The organism is Paraburkholderia sp. PREW-6R (assembly GCF_039621805.1).
In the GTDB taxonomy this organism is placed as follows: Bacteria; Pseudomonadota; Gammaproteobacteria; order Burkholderiales; family Burkholderiaceae; genus Paraburkholderia.
In genome coordinates, this window is the sequence record NZ_CP155075.1 from 122840 (window position 1) to 141185 (window position 18346).

The 18346-nt window shown below is 61.5% G+C and carries 16 protein-coding genes; 8 read left to right on the forward strand and 8 right to left on the reverse strand.

From position 1 onward, the window contains the following. Positions 1-80: 80 nt before the first annotated feature. From AAGS40_RS25220 to AAGS40_RS25230, 3 genes are all read left to right on the forward strand, one after another. Positions 81-608 (forward strand): (2Fe-2S)-binding protein, encoded by a 528-nt coding sequence (locus AAGS40_RS25220; RefSeq protein WP_345817182.1) that lies wholly within the window; start codon positions 81-83, stop codon positions 606-608. Continuing rightward, positions 609-2927 (forward strand): molybdopterin cofactor-binding domain-containing protein, encoded by a 2319-nt coding sequence (locus tag AAGS40_RS25225; RefSeq protein WP_345817183.1) that lies wholly within the window; start codon positions 609-611, stop codon positions 2925-2927. A gap of 275 nt (positions 2928-3202) precedes the next feature. Continuing rightward, positions 3203-4273: a linear amide C-N hydrolase gene (locus AAGS40_RS25230; protein ID WP_345817184.1), complete on the forward strand. Its 1071-nt coding sequence runs from the start codon at positions 3203-3205 to the stop codon at positions 4271-4273. 48 nt (positions 4274-4321) lie between these two features. Here the strand turns inward: AAGS40_RS25230 and AAGS40_RS25235 are convergent, their stop codons facing one another. The 6 genes from AAGS40_RS25235 to AAGS40_RS25260 form a co-directional block, all read right to left on the reverse strand. Continuing rightward, complete coding sequence (locus AAGS40_RS25235) at positions 4322-6568, reverse strand: multicopper oxidase domain-containing protein (protein WP_345817185.1); 2247 nt, start codon at positions 6566-6568, stop codon at positions 4322-4324. Between the two features lie 399 nt (positions 6569-6967). Beyond that, positions 6968-7960 (reverse strand): aldo/keto reductase, encoded by a 993-nt coding sequence (locus tag AAGS40_RS25240; protein WP_345817589.1) that lies wholly within the window; start codon positions 7958-7960, stop codon positions 6968-6970. A 148-nt stretch (positions 7961-8108) separates the two neighbouring features. Next, a complete protein-coding gene (gene larB, locus AAGS40_RS25245) occupies positions 8109-8828 on the reverse strand; it encodes a nickel pincer cofactor biosynthesis protein LarB (protein ID WP_345817186.1) in 720 nt (239 codons plus the stop codon). Beyond that, positions 8825-9649 (reverse strand): hypothetical protein, encoded by an 825-nt coding sequence (locus AAGS40_RS25250; RefSeq protein WP_345817187.1) that lies wholly within the window; start codon positions 9647-9649, stop codon positions 8825-8827. The genes larB and AAGS40_RS25250 overlap by 4 nt, the downstream gene beginning before the upstream one ends. Further along, entirely contained in the window at positions 9649-10953 is a 1305-nt protein-coding gene (locus tag AAGS40_RS25255) for a LarC family nickel insertion protein (RefSeq protein WP_345817188.1), read from the reverse strand. The genes AAGS40_RS25250 and AAGS40_RS25255 overlap by 1 nt, the downstream gene beginning before the upstream one ends. 99 nt (positions 10954-11052) lie before the next feature. Further along, entirely contained in the window at positions 11053-12399 is a 1347-nt protein-coding gene (locus AAGS40_RS25260) for a sorbosone dehydrogenase family protein (RefSeq protein ID WP_345817189.1), read from the reverse strand. Positions 12400-12719: 320 nt separating this feature from the next. Between AAGS40_RS25260 and AAGS40_RS25265 the strand changes: the two genes are divergently transcribed. Together AAGS40_RS25265 and AAGS40_RS25270 are read left to right on the forward strand one after the other, a co-directional pair. Continuing rightward, the gene (locus AAGS40_RS25265) at positions 12720-13301 is read left to right on the forward strand and encodes a cytochrome b (protein WP_345817190.1); all 582 of its coding nucleotides are present in this window, start codon (positions 12720-12722) and stop codon (positions 13299-13301) included. Between the two features lie 14 nt (positions 13302-13315). Next, complete coding sequence (locus tag AAGS40_RS25270) at positions 13316-14008, forward strand: VIT family protein (RefSeq protein ID WP_345817191.1); 693 nt, start codon at positions 13316-13318, stop codon at positions 14006-14008. Positions 14009-14099: 91 nt separating this feature from the next. On the opposite strand, the gene AAGS40_RS25275 is transcribed toward AAGS40_RS25270, so the two are convergent. Next, the gene (locus AAGS40_RS25275; protein WP_345817192.1) at positions 14100-15056 is read right to left on the reverse strand and encodes a LysR family transcriptional regulator; all 957 of its coding nucleotides are present in this window, start codon (positions 15054-15056) and stop codon (positions 14100-14102) included. Between the two features lie 96 nt (positions 15057-15152). Between AAGS40_RS25275 and AAGS40_RS25280 the strand changes: the two genes are divergently transcribed. Beyond that, a complete protein-coding gene (locus tag AAGS40_RS25280) occupies positions 15153-15767 on the forward strand; it encodes an NIPSNAP family protein (RefSeq protein ID WP_345817193.1) in 615 nt (204 codons plus the stop codon). Positions 15768-15998: 231 nt separating this feature from the next. Here AAGS40_RS25280 and AAGS40_RS25285 read toward each other — a convergent pair whose 3' ends face one another. Next, positions 15999-16385 (reverse strand): MerR family transcriptional regulator, encoded by a 387-nt coding sequence (locus AAGS40_RS25285; RefSeq protein ID WP_345817194.1) that lies wholly within the window; start codon positions 16383-16385, stop codon positions 15999-16001. A gap of 97 nt (positions 16386-16482) precedes the next feature. Here AAGS40_RS25285 and AAGS40_RS25290 point away from each other — a divergent pair, with 97 nt between their 5' ends. Together AAGS40_RS25290 and AAGS40_RS25295 are read left to right on the forward strand one after the other, a co-directional pair. Then, positions 16483-17379, forward strand: coding sequence for an alpha/beta hydrolase (locus tag AAGS40_RS25290; RefSeq protein ID WP_345817195.1), 897 nt, complete (start codon positions 16483-16485; stop codon positions 17377-17379). A gap of 25 nt (positions 17380-17404) precedes the next feature. Further along, positions 17405-18313, forward strand: coding sequence for an alpha/beta hydrolase (locus tag AAGS40_RS25295; protein ID WP_345817196.1), 909 nt, complete (start codon positions 17405-17407; stop codon positions 18311-18313). The last annotated feature ends 33 nt before the right edge of the window (positions 18314-18346 follow it).

An 18346-nucleotide genomic window follows, 5' to 3' on the forward strand; every position in this document is an offset into this window, starting at 1 on the left:
AATGGCCGCACGCTCGCGGCCCTTTTGTGCATCTTTGCTTGCACACGCCGCGCTGCACAACAATTATCAGGAGACAGCGCATGATCGAGATCGTGGTCAACGACACGCGGCACTCGCTCGACAATGTACCGGAAGACATGCCCCTATTGTGGGTGTTGCGCGACCGGCTCAAATTGACCGGCACGAAATTCGGCTGCGGCGGCGGCTTCTGCGGTGCGTGCACCGTGCATCTGGAAGGCGAAGCGGTACGCTCCTGTCTGCTGCCGGCGCTCGCCGTGGCGGGCAAACGCATTACCACGATTGAAGGCCTGTCCAAGGACGGGCGGCATCCGCTGCAGCTCGCGTGGGTCGCTGAGGACGTGCCGCAATGCGGCTACTGTCAATCGGGCCAGTTGATGCAGGCGGCTGCGTTTCTCAACGGCAAGCCGGCCGTCAACGACGAGACCATCTCGACCGCGATGGCGGGCAACATCTGTCGCTGCGGCACCTACTCGCGAATTCGCAAGGCGATCAAACGGGCGGCGTCGGGCGATCCGACGCTAGCGGCCGTCGATATGCGTGTCTGCGCTTCCGCCTGCCCGTTTCATGCTGCCAGCGAGGAGGCTTGAATGCGCTACGACAAGGAAGCACGGATCAGCGCTCGCGGTGCGGCGCGCCGTGAATTCATCAGGAAAAGTTCGGCACTGTTGGCCGCCGGTCTCGCGATCGGCTTTCAGTTGCCGGAAGCGCTCGCCAGAAGCGGGAATCAAGGCGGCGATCCCGAACCCGCGCCCGGCGAGTTTGAACCGAACGCCTGGGTGCGGGTGTTGCCGGACGATACGATCAAACTGGTCGTCCATAAACACGATTCCGGAACCGGCACACGCACCGCGCTTGCGGCTGTCGTCGCGGAAGAACTGGACGTCGATCCGTTTCGCGTCGATGTGATCACGCCGGAGAATCCGTTCTACGGCGATTACATTCATCCGCTGTGGAAGGTGTTTTCGACAGGTGGTAGTACGAGCGTGTCTTTGGAATACGACCGCTTGCGGCGCGCGGGTGCGACGGCGCGCACGATGTTGATCGCGGCGGCCGCGGAACAATGGAACGTTGCAGCGGCGTCATGCCGGACCGAAGATGGTTTCGTGATCGAGAAGGCGAGTGGTCGGCGTGCGAGCTATGGTTCGCTTGCGCAGGTCGCCGCGCACATGTCCGCGCCTGAAACTGTGGCGTTGAAGGAGCCTTCGCAGTTCAAATACATCGGCAAACTGCAGAAGAAGCGGGGCGCAGCGGAGAAGGCGAGGGGTGCGTTTGTCTACAGCATCGACGTGTCGTTGCCGGGAATGCAGGTGGCGGTCATTACACGCGCTCCTGTCGTCAATGCACGTGTGCGCAGTGTGGATGCCAAAGCCGCGCTGGCGGTGCCGGGTGTGCGCCAGGTTTTACAGATTCCTGGGCGTCCTGACATTCTCGGCGGCAATCAGGCGGGGGTGGCGGTGCTAGCCGATGACTACTGGTCGGCGCACAAGGGGCAGGCCGCGCTGCATGTGGAATGGGAAGATAGTCCGTTCGAGACTTTCGATAGCAACAGGCTCGCCGCGCAGCAGGCGGCGTGGCTCGACGATCCCGCAGCGCACGTCGTGCCCACCATTGAGCGTGGCGATGCAGTCACGGCATGGCCGCATGGCGCGCGCGTTATCGAGGCTTCTTATTCGATGCCCTATAAGGCATCGAATCCGCTCGAGCCCGTGAACGTCACTGCGTGGGCAACAAACGGCGGGATCGAGTACTGGGGTGGACTGCAGGTGCCGTCGACCGTACTGGAAGCGGCTGAAGTCATTGGCGGCGTGCCGGCAAATCGTGTGGTCATGCACGAGTTTGTTTCAGGCGGCAGCTTTGGTTCGCGTGAGTCGAAGTACTGGTTATTTGAAGTGACGTGGCTCGCGTTAAACGTGGGGAAGCCGGTCAAGCTGATGAATAGCCGGGAAGATGAAATGCGCGCGCTCTTCTATCACTCGGCCAGTTATCACCGCGGCAAGGCGGTACTCGACACGCGCGGCAACCTGGCGACGTTGCAGTTACGCGCGGTGATGCCCGCTTCGCCGGAACAGTGGGAGCCGGGATACTTCGATCGTCCGGATCGAATGGATTACAGTACGACCGAAGCGATCAGCAAGTATGAGTTCGCCTATGATGCGCCGCACGTGGACATCGGCTGGGTGCGCCATGAGACCGGCGTGCCGACGGGGTGGTATCGCGCGGTGAGCTACATCCCGAACGTATTCGCTGTCGAGTCGTTCATGGATGAGGCGGCGCATGCGGGGCATCGCGACCCGGTCGATTTCAGGCTTGCGCATATGAAAGACCCGAGGCACCAGGCAGTGTTGCGGGAGGCCGCAAAGCGTGCAGGATGGGGAAGTGCGTTGCCGGCCGGGACTGCTTTAGGCGTCGCGACCAATCAGGCTTATGGCAGTTACGTTGCGGTGGTCGCGCGGGCCGCTCATCGAGGTGATGGCGTCGTGATCGAGAAGCTGACCTGTGTCGCGGATTGCGGTCTGGCTGTTTCGCCTGGCGGGGTCGAGGAGCAGCTATACGGAGGGTTGATGTGGGGCCTCGGACATGCGACGGCGGATCGGATCGATATCCGGCATGGACAGGTCGAGCAGAAGAACTTCGAGACGTACCGGGTGATGCGCATGACCGACATGCCGGAGGTCGATATTGTGATCGTGCAAGGGGATACGTCGAAGCCGGGTGGCGTTGGGGAGTTGTCGAGTCCATCGGTTGCGCCGGCGGTGGCGAATGCGGTGTTCCGGCTCACCGGGAAACGGCTGCGGGACACACCGTTTGATCTGGCGAGGATGCGCGCAAAAGCGGTCAACGCGGTGAATCATGACGATGCTGAAACGTCTGCGAACCTGGATGCGCCTGATGGACCGGATATTTGATGACAAGAGCGCGACAGCTATTGCCCATGCCTGGGCGACCGGATGTCGCCGCTAAAGGTGAACTCATCGTCCTCGCAGCCGGTGCGCCCGCTGCGCTGGAAAAAGTGTTGCCGGCACGGTAACTTAATAGCGAACACGTGTGAGACATGGGCGATGAGCCGTGAAGGCAAAATCAACGCGATAATGCGCAAGCAGCCAGGCTGCATCTGACGGTTTCAGTCGCAGGCATCGGAAAACAATTGTTCAGTATCCGTTGACAACAGTGAGGAATCACCATGCGCCGCTTCGTCCGGTCAACCCTGTCGGGTCTTTGCGCCGCAGCGGCGCTAGTCGCCATTCCGATCGATTCGCCTGCCTGCACGCGGGTTGTCTACCTTGGTGACAATAACGACGTCATCACAGCCCGATCGATGGACTGGAAACTCGACATTTCGACCAATCTGTACATTCTTCCGCGTGGCATTGCCCGCAATGGCGAGGCGGGTCCGAATTCACTTAGATGGACCGCCCGATACGGTAGCGTGGTCGCGACCGGCTACGACGTCTCCACCACCGACGGCATGAATGAGAAAGGCCTGGCGGCGGAACTGCTCTGGCTCGTCGAATCGCAATATCCGGCCTTCGACAAAAACTCGAAGCCGGGACTGACCATTGCCGCGTGGGCGCAATACGTGCTGGACAATTTCGCAACGGTTTCAGAAGCGGTCGCCGCACTGGAGAAAGAGCCCTTCACCATTGTCACGGACAATGTCCCCGGAGAAAAGCGGCTCGCCACGCTGCACCTTGCCATGTCGGATGCTACCGGCGACAGCGCTATCGTCGAGTACATCGCCGGCAAGCAGGTCATCCACCACGGCAGGCAGTATCAGGTCATGACCAACTCGCCGACTTTCGACGAACAGCTTGCCCTCAACGAGTACTGGGGACGTATTGGTGGCACGGCCTGGTTGCCCGGTACAAACCGTTCCGCGGACAGATTCGCGCGCGCTTCGTTTTACATCAATGCCATTCCTAAAAGCGAAGACCCCGTCGTCGCCCTTGCCAGCGTATTCAGTGTGATCCGCAATGTGTCCGTGCCGTTCGGCATTACCACTCCGGACGAGCCGAACATCTCGTCCACCCGCTGGCGCACCGTGGCCGATCACAAGCGCCTGCTTTACTTCTTTGAATCGGCGTTGACACCTAATACGTTCTGGGTCGATCTGAAGAAGCTTGATTTCTCGGCAGGCGCACCCGTCAAACGTCTCGACCTCGGCAAGGACCAGCGCAATACGTTCGACGGCGAAGTGTCCAGAGACTTCCAGCCTGCGCCGCCGTTTCAATTCCTCGGTCTGAGCGGCGGGTAACTCAAGCCATCTGGAACGGTCGCACCAGAAGCGGCCGGACACGGTTTGCTATGGCTGCGTGGCCACCTGTACGCGGTTGCCCGCGCGGCAAATGGGAGCGTTGAGTGCAAGATCGATATCGGGTCGCTTTCCTGCCGCCTGCCTCATCCACGATTGGACGCGTGCGCCGGCGGCAGCAATGGGCGTCGTGAGGCGCGATATCAACGCGTTGGCCGGCGATAACACCTCGATGTTTTGCATCATGCCGGCGTCTTCGTGATCGAGGATATGGCAATGCATGACAAATTCGCCGGTGAAATCCTCGTAGCGGGTGCGCGTCAGAACCGTATAGCCAGGCTTGAGAAACAGCGTGTCGAGAAACACACCGTGCAGCGCACAGTATTCGAGATCGCCCGTGGCGATCTCATCGGCCGTACACGCGCCGCTCGTGTCGAAGATCGACTTGCCGCTGGCGTTGCGGATATCGATCACTTCGAATGGATTCACGTGAATATGGAATACATGGCCGCCCGCTGCGGTCGCCGTCAGTTGCCACTCGTCGGCGGTGCCGAGCGTCGCTGCGTAGTCGACGCGTGACGGATCGTATGTGTGGCCGTCGATCATGAATTGCAGCGCGCCGTTTGTTACGGCGACGTCGAATGTGGTCGGTGTCTTTACGTGGACAGGCCCCTCGATCGGCTTGTGCGGTGCGAACACATGCGTATCGAGGTGGCGCAGGTCCGCGAGCACGTCGGCAGGCAAATCGCTGTTGGCTTCGACCAGCCGGTTGCGCACATACTGCCAATACTTCGTATGACCGGCACCGTCGGTCGCGTAGTCGGGGATGTCCGTACCCGTGCCGACGCGCGCAAACGACAGCAGGCGGCGGTCTTTCACATTGCCTGCGTTCGGCCGATAGTTGATTGTCGTGGACGCCTCGGCCGCTTCGTCGAGGATGCAGTAGAGCCCGGGGCGAGGGAATGCGACGAGCACGTCGCTACGGTAACCGGGGTTTAGCGTCGTGACGTCCTTTTCCACCATCGCGTTGCGGGTCAGCCCGTCAACGGCGATTTCCACCTGCTTGACGACCTCTCCGCTGCACAGGGTGTCGAGCGTCGTGGCCTGGCTTGCTTTGCTGCGATTGCCGGCGAGCAGCGACATGGCCTGCGCGGTCGTGCTGTCGAGATGGCTGTCCTCGTAGGCATCGTTCGAGGCTTCGGTTGGCGCGACTATCGCGCGCACGATCTTCACGTTGATCGTATCGCGATTGCCACCATGCACGAGTCGCAAGCGCTGGATTTCACCCGCCGGTACGCGCTCGTGCGTGGACGGAAAGACCGGTTGCACTTTTCCGTTGATCTGCGTGTAACGGCCTGAGATAGCCCATGTCGTGTTGAACTGACCCGCGTGTCCGGGCCGCGGATCGGCGACGAAGTTGAGCTGGTGTGAATAGTTGCGAAGCTCGCCGACCGTTCCTCGCGGGCAAATCCATTCGAATGTGGTCGGGTCGGCAAGCGGCGCGGCGCTCGGCGAGGCGTTGTCGAAGCAGCCATATTCGACCTGCTGGAACATCAGGACATGCTCGCGAAACGCGGCTTTCGTCTGGGCGCCATGCAGAATCGTGTCGATATCGGCGATGCCGTCGTTGGCCGCGCGCTGCGCCGCCGTGCGATTCCCTCGCACGATCAGCACACCCTCGAGGCCGCTCGACACGTCGATCGCTGTCGATCCATGGGAATGCGAGTGATACCAGAATGTACCCGCCGGGTGGTTGCGCGGTATCTGATAGCTGTAATCGAAAGACGTGCCCGGCGGCAATGCGACAAAAACATTGTCCGAATGTCCCGATGGCGACACATGCATGCCATGGGTATGCAGGTTGACCGTATTGAAGCAATGGGGCGTGTCATGAGGCGCATCCGGCGGACACGTCGCGACCGATTCGGGCGGGAGATGATTGGCCACGTGAACATTGAGCGTCCCGCCTGGTGTCACGTTCACCGTGGTCCCAAGCGGGCAGCCGTTGTAAGCGCGCATGTTCAACGTGTCGTACGCGTCGGTAGACGGGTTGTACAAACGATAGGTCGCATAGCTTACATTGAGCGTCACCGACGTCGTGCCGTTCACCGGGAACACACTGACGCCGCAATCGGGACGCGCGAAGAGCGTGGCCTCCGCAACGCCGAGCGCCGCCTTCGGATTACCCAGATCAACGAACGAACGCGTGTCACCGGATATGGGTTGAGCGAATGCGGTAAGCCAGCCACAGGACGCCACGCACGCGAGAAGAGCGGCAAACCATCGAATGGACCGCATAGGGACTCCGCTTCAGGTCGAGTGTGGGGAATTTCAATGAAGGCCGGCACGCTCAGAGAAAAGAATCTCGCTGGCGCCGGAATGACCCGCCCGGTGCCGCCTTTCGGACACGTACGGCGGGTCGGCCGCTTACAGCGTGGTGACTATAATCGGCGCAAAAGTATCTGGAATTGAGCAGTCACTAAACCATGAGGTCTTGTCGCGTTTCACCGTCATGCCGGGCGTGCCAGCGGCACGGCCGTTGGGAAACCGTCAGGCACGCGGCCGGACCACGCTCATCGGTCATGAGCCCGGAGGTGGCATTAATAAACCGCTCGTCTGTAAGGTAGCTGAACGGAAAGTCAGCGCAAGTTGCCGCCGCCATCTGGCCGGCCGCGGCGCGCTGCGCTATCCCTTGGGTCACGTTGCCGGGCCTGGCGCCAGGTCCTCGACGCCCGGCGTCAGGCCGCCGAGAAAGTCCGGATGTTTGGCGGTGGTGTCGAAGTAGCTGGACGTCTTGAATAATTCGTATTTGCCCTCCAACGCGAATAGCCGGGTCTTGTCCGCCATCTCAGCAACCTGGTCGACAGACATGGGCCGGAAGGTTCGGGTCGCCTCGAATGCCTGGTCGAGCACCTTCTGATTGTCGATTCCGGTAATCACCACCGACGTCGGCATGTTAAGCGAGAAATGCAGCATATCCACCGGTGAAAGCGGAACGCCGCTCTTCAGTATGACGCTGTCGCCGAACGTCTTCATGCCGAGCACGCCGATCTGTTGCCTCACGAGTTCAGGCAGCACCAGATGGCCGAAACTGCGAAAGTGCGCGTCCATGACATTCAGTGGCATCTGCACGGTGTCGAAGTGGAACCCGTATTTCTCGGCGGTCGCCAGCATGTACAAATGCACGCGTGGATCTTTGTGTCCCGTGAAGCCGATGTAGCGCACCTTGCCTGCCTTTTTCGCGGCTACCAGTGCTTCGAGCGCACCGTCTTTGGCAAAAATGCGGTCAGGGTCGTCGAAGCGCAGTATTTCATGAAACTGCACGAGGTCGATGTGATCGACTTTCATCCTTTGCAACGATTCGTCGAGTTGCTGCTGCGCCGACGTGCGGGTGCGGCCGTCGATTTTCGTCATCAGGAACGCCTTGTTGCGATACCCGCCTTGCGACAATGCGGCGCCCATGCGTAGCTCACTCTGACCGCCGTTGTAGTCCCACGAGTTGTCCAGAAAATTGATGCCACGGTCCAGCGCGGCATGAATCAGCTTGACGGCCATTTGCGCATCGACCGGAGGCTTGCCGATGTGCGAGCCGCCAAGGCCGATGGCCGACACCTTCTCGCCGGTGCGCCCGAGCGTCCGGTACAGCATATCGCCACGCAGTTCGCCGGCATCCGTCACGCGCAGCAGCATGCGCGGGTCGAGCGACCCGGTCGTGCCGTCCGGGTTGACCGGCTGCGCAGGCTGCGACGACATCGTCTGGGCGGCCGCATTGCCGCCTGCAGCCGCCGCCGCCGCCGCGCCAGCCGCGGTTCGCTGCAGGAAAGTACGACGCTTCATGTCAGGACTCCTCCGAAAGCGGTGACGCTTCGCCGGATGCGATTGCCACCTGTGCGACAGCGCGATCCATCATGTGGACGATGCGCAAAGCGGCGCACGCCGCGCCAAATCCGTTGTCGATATTGACTGTCGCGATACCTGGCGAACAGCTTGCAAGGATGGCGTTCAGGGCCGTGTGACCGCCGGCCGCGACGCCGTAGCCAACCGACGTCGGCACGGCGATCAACGCGCTGTGCGTGAGGCCGGCGACGACAGTCGGCAGTGCCGCGTCCATCCCGGCGACGACGATCAGCACTGGATATAGACGGATTGCGTCGATCCGTTCCGTCAAGCGCCACAGCCCGGCAACACCGATATCGGCGAATAACTCAATGGCCTCGCCGTAATAGCGGAGCGTTCGCTCCGCTTCACGCGCGACCGGAATGTCCGACGTGCCCGCCGCCAGCAACGCAATGCGTGGTGCGCGTGTGAGCGGCGCGGTAGCGCCGAGTCGCGCGGTCGACGACACCGCACAATAGTCGAGCCGTGCGCGGTGCGCTTCCGGCAACGCTTCGAACTGCGCAGGAGCGAGCCGCGTGATCAACAGGCGAACCTGACGCGCGACGGCAGCCTCGACGATATACGCGATCTGATCAACAGATTTGCCTGCTGCAAAGACCACTTCATCGAGGCCTGTACGCGCCGAGCGTTCGTAATCGAAGTTGACCTCGCTGCTTTTCATGTCTGCTCCGTCAGGAATGCGCTGCCAGTCCGATACGGCGCGAAGCCAAGCGTTGCGGGAACGCTCCGGTGTTGCAGAAGGCCGTATCGCCGTTCGATCTCGACGCGCAGCGCGGCTTCGATTTGCGGCGTCATGGCCGTAAGGCTTCGCGAGTCCAGCTCGACGACGACGCCGCTCGCGCGCACGCGGCACCGCACCGTTTGCGGCGACAACTTAGATGCGACGAGTTTCTCAACTGCGTGGACGAATTCGAGCGAAGCAGGTTCGATCCGGATGCCCGTTTCGATGCGGCTCGACAAACATGGCGCGGCGGGCAATTCCGCAATTTCACCGAGTCCGAGCCGTCGCGCTATTTCGCGTACGGTCGCTTTGTCGACATTGGCTTCCACAAACGGATGACGCACGTGATGGTCGCGTGCCGCAAGCAGACCAGGCCGGTACTCGCCGAGATCGTCGAGATTCGCGCCGGACACAATCTGCGAATGGGTATGCGCACTGATCGTTTCATAGAGTGCGCTTTTGCAGAAGAAGCAACGGTTGACCGGATTCGCCCGGTATTGCGCACTGGCGAACTCCCCGGCGTCGATCACTGTCAGGGACCAGCCTTCGTCACTCGCGAGTCGGCGCACGCGCGCCGTGGCCTCTGCGGGCACAGCGGGTGAACTCGCATGTACGACGTGTACGGCCGCGCCGGTACGCGCCGCCTCCCGGTGCGCGAGCGTCGCAAGCGTCATACTGTCCACGCCGCCGCTGACTGCAACGGTCATGTCGCCGATGGCTTCGAGTGTGTAGGCAAGCGCAGCTTCCACAGTGTTGGACATTACTCGGGCTCCTCCTCATTGGCCGCGCCGAGCGCTGCCTGAGCGCGGATCTGCATCCGGCGCGCGTGATTCTGTCGCGTCATCACATCGTCGGACTCGGCCTTTGCGGTGTTGCCACCTGGACGCTGCACACACTTCACGCGAATTCGCTCACCGTCCACCATCACATCCTTCATCTGCCGGGGTAGAGCCGCGCCGTTCACAATGTGATAACGCAGACCGATCGTACTGGTTTCCATGAAACAGGCTTCGAGGGCTTCGTCGATGCGGGTAGGTGACGCGAGGAGTCGCACGGACGTCGCCATGCGGCCTTTCTTGCCGAACACCGGCGTCTGGACAACGTCAAATATCGCCGGATGGGCACGCAGATGAGTCAGGCCCATGGCCAGATCTTCTGCTGTCTGATCGTCGACTTCGAATTCGATGACTGCCAGCTGGCGGTGACTGCCAGCCGCCGAATGCGACACAGCTTCGTCCATCACGAGTGCGCGCACGCAGTTGCTGATGCCCGGAAGCTTGCGCGTGCCGAAGCCAATGCCGCTTGCAAGCATAGTGCTCCGCGTGGGGGCCGCGTGTCGATCCGGGGCGGTGCATAGATAGCGCAGAATCGCCGCGCCGGTTGGCGTAATGCGCTCGCCCTGAATGCCATCGTCAAGCATGACGAAGCCTTCGAGCAGATGGGCGGTGGCGGGTGCGGGAACCGGCATCGTGCCGTGAGCAGTGGCTACGCGGCCGCCGCCGAGCGGAACGGCGCTGACCGTCCAGCGTGCGTCGAGCGAGTCGATCAGACATGCCGCGCCCACGATATCCGCGATCGAGTCCCAGGCGCCCACCTCGTGGAATTGAACCGCGTCGGCAGGCACGCCGTGCACACGGCCTTCGGCTTCCGCGAGCAACTGGAATATGCCGATAGCGTGACGAAGAATGTTGCCGGTCAGTCGTGCGGACAAGTGTGTCCGGATATCGCGCCAGTGCGTGTGGTCGTTGTGAAGCGCTTCGTGGCCGTGACTGTGCGTGTGGTCGCCATGAAACGCTTCGTGATCGTGATCGTGATCGTGCGTGTGGTGCCTGGGTTGTTGCGATGATTGGCTACCGGTCGCCACGTCGGTCTGTTCGACATGGAAGCGACTTCCGGTCAGCACGCTGTCATTGAATGTCTCGATTTCGCAGCGCACGGATTGCGTCGGGAACGCCTGTCGGATGGCAGCAAGCACAGCGTCGCGTCGGTCGGGCAGCGCATCCAGTAACGCTGCAATGAACATGTCGCCGGCCATACCGCCAATCAGGTCGAGATGAATTCGCATGACGCCTCGCGTGGAAAGCTTGCTGATCTGCGGAGTTTCAGCATGGGGCATACCTGATCCCGAGAGGTTTCGGCCGCGCCGTCGCCGAAAACCTCCGCATCATCTGGCCGCCGGATTGAACTGCGTCGAGGTCGGGTCGAGGCGCGGCGAAACCCGCCAAACCGCATTGCCGACGTCGTCCGCTACCAGCAATGCGCCGTGCGCGTCGAGCGCCACACCGACAGGGCGGCCTACCGCGTGGCCGTCCGACGTGAGAAAGCCGCTGAGAAAGTCCTCGGGTGGGCCGTCGGGCTTTCCTTGCGCAAACGGCACGAAGACGACCTTGTAACCCGTGCGAGGCTTGCGGTTCCATGATCCATGCTGGCCGATGAATGCGCCTCCCCGGTAATGCGCGGGAAACAGCGTGCGGTTGTAGAAGACGAGACCTAGCGATGCTGTATGGTTGCCGAGCGCATAATCCGGTGCAATGGCCGTTGCGACCAGGTCAGGGCGTTGCGGTTTGACCCGGCTGTCGACATGCTGACCATAATAGCTATAAGGAAAGCCATAGAAAGCCCCCTCTTTCACCGCTGTCATGTAGTCGGGGACGAGATCGTTGCCGAGATCGTCCCGCTCGTTGACCGTGGTCCACAAAGCGCCGCTGTCTGGCTGCCAGGATAGTCCATTCGCGTTGCGCAAGCCCGTTGCATAGGGCCGCAGGCGGCCACTGTCCACGTCGAATTCAAGTATTCGAGCTCGATCCTGTTCTGCTGCGACGCCGTTTTCCGCTGCGTTGCTGTTCGATCCCACTGTGATGAACAGATGCTTGCCCGAGCGGTCGGCCAGAATATTTTTCGTCCAGTGATGGTTGATCGGGCCGGCGGGCAGATCGGCGACTTTCGTTGCCGGGCTCGTGATCGACGTCATCCCGGTCTCATAGTCGAAGCGCAATAGCGCGTCCGTGTCCGCAACGTACAGTTGATTGCCGATGAGCGCCATTCCAAAAGGCGAGTGCAGCCCGCGCAGAAACTCCGTACGGATCTGGGCGACCCCACTGCCGTTGGAGTCGCGAAGCAGCACGATGCGATCCGGGCTTGGCACGCCGGCCCCGGCACGCTTCATCACCTGTTTCCGGATCCAGCCGAACAGGCCGCTTCCGGCGTCGTGCTCTTGCGGTGCGTCGCTTTCGGCCACCAGTACGTCGCCGTTGGGCAGCACATATAACCAGCGCGGATGCGCCAGGTCGCTAGCGAATGCGGTGACCGCGAACCCGGCGGGAGCGGTGGGCATGAAACCGGCGGGTCGAGGCTGAGCAGGCGCGATGTTGACCATCGGGATCAGGGTGGATTCCGGCGCCGGAATGGGCGGCGATGCGCCGAACGCGTTATCGCTCGGACTCGACGGCCCGAGCGCGCAGCCCGCTAGCGGGAGTAGCGCCAACGCAACCAGAGTTTTGAATTGCCGCATATGCGTTCCTGACTATCGCGTGAGCGAAACAGTTCTGCTCGCAGCAAGAAGCCTGCCTGTCATACCGTCCGTAGGACGCGACTGTTCGGACAGCCGTACTGGATGAGCGCGCCTGTTTTAATATGAAGGTGGACAGTTTTAATCGCGTTGCACGACGAATAAGGCACACAGAATCACTGCACGCGTATCATCAGGTTTCCTTAAGGTCGTTTTGTTAGATTTCGGACATTTGTCGCGCTTCTGACCGCACACGCTGCTGCTTTCATAGGGCGCCGTGCGGTTGGCTGTGCCGACGTGCCAGACATTGTGAGGGAGGCGGAGTGGTCAAAGTCAACGAAGGTGCACGACCGGCATACGACACGGTCGCCCGCGCGCTCCATTGGCTTACTGTCCTACTGGTCGCCGTGCAGTTCACGATTGGCTGGACCATGCCCGATGTCCACAAGGATACGCGGCCAGTTGATTTGATCGCGTGGCACCTCGCGGTAGGCTCGGCGCTTCTCGCCGTGGTGGTGGTCAGGGTGATCTGGAGGCTAAGCCATAAGCCGGCGCCCGAGGACTTGTCGCCGCCATTGCGGGTGATCTCCGGCATCACGCATTTTCTTCTCTACGCCGCCTTGATTGTCGTGCCGTTGCTGGGCTGGATCAACGCTTCTTCGCGCGGGTGGACGGTACGCCTGCTCGGGGTCGTGCCGTATCCGTCACTGAGCGCTCCGGGCTCGGCGTTTGGCCACGAGATGGGCGACGTGCACGGCAAACTGGCCTGGATCCTTTTCGCGCTGATCGTATTGCATATCGCAGCGGCGCTATTCCATCGGTTTGTTCTGCGAGACCACGTTTTGCAGCGGATGCTGCCAGGCGTTCTGTCCTCAGGAAGGCGCGAGACCAACTGGAATGACTAGAAGCCTCGCAACACATGCGCAAAGCACATGAAGAACCCCATCGTATCAATTCGGTTGGCTGGTTGCGCGCTGCAGTGCTGGGTGCAAACGACGGGATCATCTCGACCGCCAGCCTCATCATTGGCGTGGCGTCAGCACACGCCGAACATGGCCATCTTGTTCTGACCGGACTCGCGGGTCTCGTGGCGGGCGCGATGTCTATGGCGACCGGCGAATACGTGTCGGTTTCCTCGCAGGCCGATACGGAAAAAGCGGCGCTCGCCGAGGAGCAGGCTGAACTCGAAGCGGACGGCGCCCGCGAACTCCGCGAACTGGCGGCCATTTATGTGCGGCGCGGCCTCGACATGGCCCTCGCCAAAAAGGTTGCGCAGGCGCTCATGGCACATGACGCGCTCGGCGCACATGCACGCGACGAACTGGGTATCTCCGAAGTCACGACCGCTCGACCCTTCCAGGCGGCACTCGCCTCGGCATGCAGCTTTTCGGTAGGGGCGGCGTTGCCACTCACCGTCACTGCGCTTGCGCCTCGGCAAAAGGTCGTCCTTAGCCTTGCAGCGACTGCGTTAGTGTCCCTTGCGATTCTTGGCGGACTGGCGGCACGCGTCGGCGGTGCGAAGGTGGGTCCGGGCGTCGTTCGGGTTGCCTTCTGGAGTGCGCTATCAATGGGGTTAGCCTCTTCTGTTGGCGCGATCTTCGGTGCGAGTTGAGCGTTAGTCGTTACGTGCCCGCTGACAGGGAACGTGCAGAGCCTTGCTGCAACGCCAGGAGCAGAGTCCGCTGTGAGCGGCCGTGCTGCTGCTACTTCGTGCGGCCGGGTGCGCTGGCGGTCGGCAAGGTCTGTCGAGCGGACGTATTCGCACCGAACCGCTCGACCACGAACTCAGTAAAACTACGGAGCTTCGGCGATTTCTGCCGCTCCTGCAGATACAACAGATTCATGGACCGCTCGGGGGCGGCAAAGTCCGGCAAGACTTCGATCAGACGCCCTTCGCCCAAATCCCCGAGTATCAACATGGAGGGGAGCATCGCAATACCCAGTCCTCTTAACGCTGCGCGGCGTAGCGCCTCCGCATTGTCGATTTTCAGTCTGCCATCCACCGGGACGCTGACCGGCCCACGCGGGCCGTGTAGCGTCCATTCCGGTTGCGCCGCGTACCATTCCGATCGCGGCGGGTACGCATACGTCAGGCATTGATGTTCACCCAGCGCGTGTGGCGTGGCCGGCGCGCCATGCGCGTCGACGTAGGCGGGCGCCGCACATAGCACGAGACGGTACGGTGCTAGAGGACGTGCGACCGCAAGAGGGTTCGCCAGAGCCCCAATGCGAATGGCAGCCTCGAAACCTTCGTCGAACAGATCCGCGAGCCCGTCGGTCGCGACGATGTCCAGCTTGATCTCCGGATAGCGCTCGTGATAGTCCGCAAGCGCGGGAATCAGGCATTCATTCGTGAAGACGACAGGCGCAGTGACACGCAAGCGTCCGCTAGGTTTCGCGAGGTGATCGAGCGCCAGTTGTTCTGTGTCGTCGATGAGGCCCAGGATCTCCACGCATCGCTCGTAATAAGTCTGCCCGAACGCGCTGATTTTCTGCTTGCGGGTCGTGCGGTGAACGAGTTGCGCGCCACAGCGACTCTCCAAAGCCTGGAGATAGTTGCCGACCATGGTCGGGGACAGGTCGAATGCTTTCGCCGCGGCCGTCAGGCTACCCAGCTCTACGACGCGAACGAAGACGCTCATGGCTTTCAGGAGATCCATTGCTCAATACTAGTGGATTCTGTTCGAACACGCGATGCGTTTATCAAGCTTACGCTTGGGAATAGAGTAGACGCATGTCATGTAAGGGGAGGAGCAATGCAATATGAACTGGCAACGTTGTCGTGTCCGCTTCTGGAGCAGGACCGTGTGTCGGACTGCGCGCATCGGTGGGTATCGAATGACGGCGCGACCGGCCGACTGCTTGGAGCATGGCGCACTGAAATCGGTGAGCTGTCGCGCATCGTCGTGCTGCGCGGCTTCGAGACGATGGGTGAATTGCAGCATGAACGCGATCGCGCGTTGACCGCCGAACAACCCTTCGGAATCGAAAGCGCGACCGTTCAGTTGGCGATGGAAAGCTACATGCTTTTTCCCTTTTTACCGGACATCGAGCCAGCGACCTTCGGCAGCTTCTACGAGATTCGCCGCTATTGGCTGAAAGCCGGCGGCGTCGCGCCGACCATGACCGCGTGGGAACAGGCGCTCGGTCCAGCCCACGCCTACACGTCGCATCTGATTGGCAACATGTATGCACTCGATGGACCGCCGCGCATCGTGCACATCTGGGGGTTCTCAAGTCTCGAAGAGCGGATGGCGTTAAGAAAGCGGCATTACGCCGAAGGTCTGTGGCCGCCGAAAGGTGGCCCGGAACAGATTGAAAGGGCGACGTCCACGATCTGTTTGCCGGAGATGTGGTCGCCGTTGCATTAAGTGTTTGCGGGTGCAGCGCTGCAGCGGTGTGCGGTGTGCGGCCGCCGCCATCCTGGCAGCGGCGTCGTTCGCACGCTGCGCCGCGACCCGTTCATCCAGCAACCTACGTGGATAGAGCGCTTTCTAAAGAGGGGTTACCGAAAGACTGCGCATTCCGAACTGAATCTGCCGTGTGCTTAAGCGCGCCTGACGTTTCCGTTTGAAGGCGACCTCCGTGCGCCGCAGTCTGCGTCAGTCAACAGGCGGCACTGCACCTTCCTGCAGCGTTTTGACGAGCCGCGCGCGACGTTTTTCGAGGTCCGCGATCTGACGATCGATGGCTTCGAGCCTTGCCCGTTGGACATCCGTGATCTGATCGCAAGAGCGGGCGCCCTCGATCAGAAGCATGCAATCCGGAAAGCCGCGAATATCGTCGATGGTAAAACCGGTCGCGATCATGCGCTGAATCTGCGTGACCTGCGTAACGGCTCTTTCCGGGAACATGCGGTAGCCGTTGCTCGCTCGTACCGAGGCGAGCAGACCGTGTTCGTCGTAGTGCCGGATCGATCGCACGCTCGCGCCGGTGAGTTGCGAGAGTTGACCGATCGTCAGCAGTTCCTGTACAGGGGCGGGTCTCATGAAAAGCAGGCTAACACAATCTGCTTGACTCTCACATCAGTGTAAGGGTTGAGACTAGCGGCACTGACACTCTCCGGGAAAGGCAATGAGCTTACGAATGTTCCACCAGTTATGCATTCTGGTGTTTTCTGCGGCAACGCTGCTCGCGTCCGCACACGACGCGAGCGCGGCGCCTACAAGTTATAGCGTGACTTCGACAGATGGGGTAAAGCTGGCGGTACAGGAAAGCGGCGATCCGAACGGGCGGCCAATCATTCTGGTGCATGGACTGCTCGGCAGCCGCCTGAACTGGGACGCGCAAGTGCAGAGCCCCGACTTGCGTCAATACCGGATCATTACGTACGATTTGCGCGGCCACGGTCTGTCGGACAAGCCGTCCGGCGCAGCGTCGTATCACGACGGAAACCGCTGGGCCGATGACCTCGCAGCCGTTATACAGGGCTCCCATGCGGCGAGGCCTGTCGTGGTCGGCTGGTCGCTCGGCGGCGTCGTGATATCGAACTATCTCGCGAAATATGGCGACCGCGCGATCGCAGGTGCGGTGTATGTCGACGGCGTGGTCGAGCTTGCGCCGGGGCAGATCGTCGACCATCCAGAAGTTTATCGCGACATGAATTCGCCGGATCTGAAGACGCATCTCGATGGTGAGCGCACGTTCGTCGGCCTGTGTTTCAACCATCGGCCTGACGCCGACACGTTCGACCGGCTGCTCGCGAATGCCGCGATGGCATCGTGGGACATGCAGAAGGAAGTGCCGACAATGACGGTCTTCGCCGCGCAGGGGCTAGGCAACGCGCGTGTGCCGCTGCTTTTTATCTACGGCGGTCACGACGCGCTCGTCGACACGCATGCGACGCTGGCCCGGGCGAGTGCGCTCAATTCGCGTATTGTCAGCAAGGTGTACGCGGACTCGGGTCACGCGCCGTTCATCGAGGAACCCGAACGCTTCAATCGCGATCTGGCGGCGTTTGTCCGGTCGGCCTCGCAGCAATGAAGTGACGATCTACGGGAGGGCGACCATGGTGCATGAAGCCGCGCATGATTTCTTTCCGGGCTTCGCAAGGCTCGACGTCGAAGCGGGGGATGTCTCGTTTCGCGGCAGAATGGGCGGAACTGGCTCGCCGGTTCTGCTGTTGCACGGCTATCCGCAAACACACATTGCGTGGCGATTGATTGCGCCGACGCTCGCGAAGTCGCACACCGTCATCGTGCCGGATCTGCCGGGGTACGGCGAGAGCCGGACCCGCAGCGATCAGCCGCGTTGGACGAAACGTCGTGTGGCCGGTGCGCTCGTCGCGCTGATGCGCCAACTCGGGCACGAGCGTTTCGCAGTGATCGGACATGATCGAGGCGCTCGGGCCGGATACCGGCTTGCGCTCGACCATCCTCAACGCGTCTCGGCGTACGCGTCGCTGACCGTGATACCCACGCTCGATGCATTCGCAACCATTGACAGGACGTTCGCGTTAAACGCCTGGCATTGGTTCTTCCTCGCGCAGCCGGGCGATCTTCCAGAGCGAATGCTTGCAGCCGATCCGGACGCGTATCTCGACACGGCACTGGCCAGGATGGCGGGCGGACTCGACCGGATCGATCCCCTGGCGCTCGACGCCTATCGAACTGCGTTCAGAAATCCGCACGTTCGTCACGCCATGTGCGAAGACTACCGTGCCGCCGCTTCCGAGGACCTGGAGCACGACGCAAGCGACTCGGCTGCTGGCCGACGACTCGCGTGCCCGGTCCTCATACTGTGGAGCGAGAGCGAACAGCAGGCGAGAGGGACTCTGCCTCTCAAAGTCTGGTCCCGGTGGGCCGTGAATGTGACGGGCAGAGGATTGCCCGGCGGCCATCTGCTGCCTGAGGACGCCCCGAACGAGGTCCTGGCGTCGCTTGAGGATTTCTTGTGGGCGCGAATCGCTGACTGGTAGATGGCTGTGCGCGCCGCGCTACAGCGTCTCGGC

What these genes read in the sequence shown, in the direction of transcription:
- AAGS40_RS25285 (WP_345817194.1), bottom strand. Translation starts at nt 16,385, where the DNA reads ATGAGACCCGCCCCTGTACAGGAACTGCTGACGATCGGTCAACTCTCG.
- AAGS40_RS25230 (WP_345817184.1), top strand. Translation starts at nt 3,203, where the DNA reads ATGCGCCGCTTCGTCCGGTCAACCCTGTCGGGTCTTTGCGCCGCAGCG.
- AAGS40_RS25235 (WP_345817185.1), bottom strand. Translation starts at nt 6,568, where the DNA reads ATGCGGTCCATTCGATGGTTTGCCGCTCTTCTCGCGTGCGTGGCGTCC.
- AAGS40_RS25240 (WP_345817589.1), bottom strand. Translation starts at nt 7,960, where the DNA reads ATGCTGCTGCGCGTGACGGATGCCGGCGAACTGCGTGGCGATATGCTG.
- AAGS40_RS25255 (WP_345817188.1), bottom strand. Translation starts at nt 10,953, where the DNA reads ATGCGAATTCATCTCGACCTGATTGGCGGTATGGCCGGCGACATGTTC.
- AAGS40_RS25220 (WP_345817182.1), top strand. Translation starts at nt 81, where the DNA reads ATGATCGAGATCGTGGTCAACGACACGCGGCACTCGCTCGACAATGTA.
- AAGS40_RS25280 (WP_345817193.1), top strand. Translation starts at nt 15,153, where the DNA reads ATGCAATATGAACTGGCAACGTTGTCGTGTCCGCTTCTGGAGCAGGAC.
- AAGS40_RS25260 (WP_345817189.1), bottom strand. Translation starts at nt 12,399, where the DNA reads ATGCGGCAATTCAAAACTCTGGTTGCGTTGGCGCTACTCCCGCTAGCG.
- larB (WP_345817186.1), bottom strand. Translation starts at nt 8,828, where the DNA reads ATGAAAAGCAGCGAGGTCAACTTCGATTACGAACGCTCGGCGCGTACA.
- AAGS40_RS25295 (WP_345817196.1), top strand. Translation starts at nt 17,405, where the DNA reads ATGGTGCATGAAGCCGCGCATGATTTCTTTCCGGGCTTCGCAAGGCTC.
- AAGS40_RS25225 (WP_345817183.1), top strand. Translation starts at nt 609, where the DNA reads ATGCGCTACGACAAGGAAGCACGGATCAGCGCTCGCGGTGCGGCGCGC.
- AAGS40_RS25250 (WP_345817187.1), bottom strand. Translation starts at nt 9,649, where the DNA reads ATGTCCAACACTGTGGAAGCTGCGCTTGCCTACACACTCGAAGCCATC.
- AAGS40_RS25290 (WP_345817195.1), top strand. Translation starts at nt 16,483, where the DNA reads ATGTTCCACCAGTTATGCATTCTGGTGTTTTCTGCGGCAACGCTGCTC.
- AAGS40_RS25270 (WP_345817191.1), top strand. Translation starts at nt 13,316, where the DNA reads ATGCGCAAAGCACATGAAGAACCCCATCGTATCAATTCGGTTGGCTGG.
- AAGS40_RS25275 (WP_345817192.1), bottom strand. Translation starts at nt 15,056, where the DNA reads ATGGATCTCCTGAAAGCCATGAGCGTCTTCGTTCGCGTCGTAGAGCTG.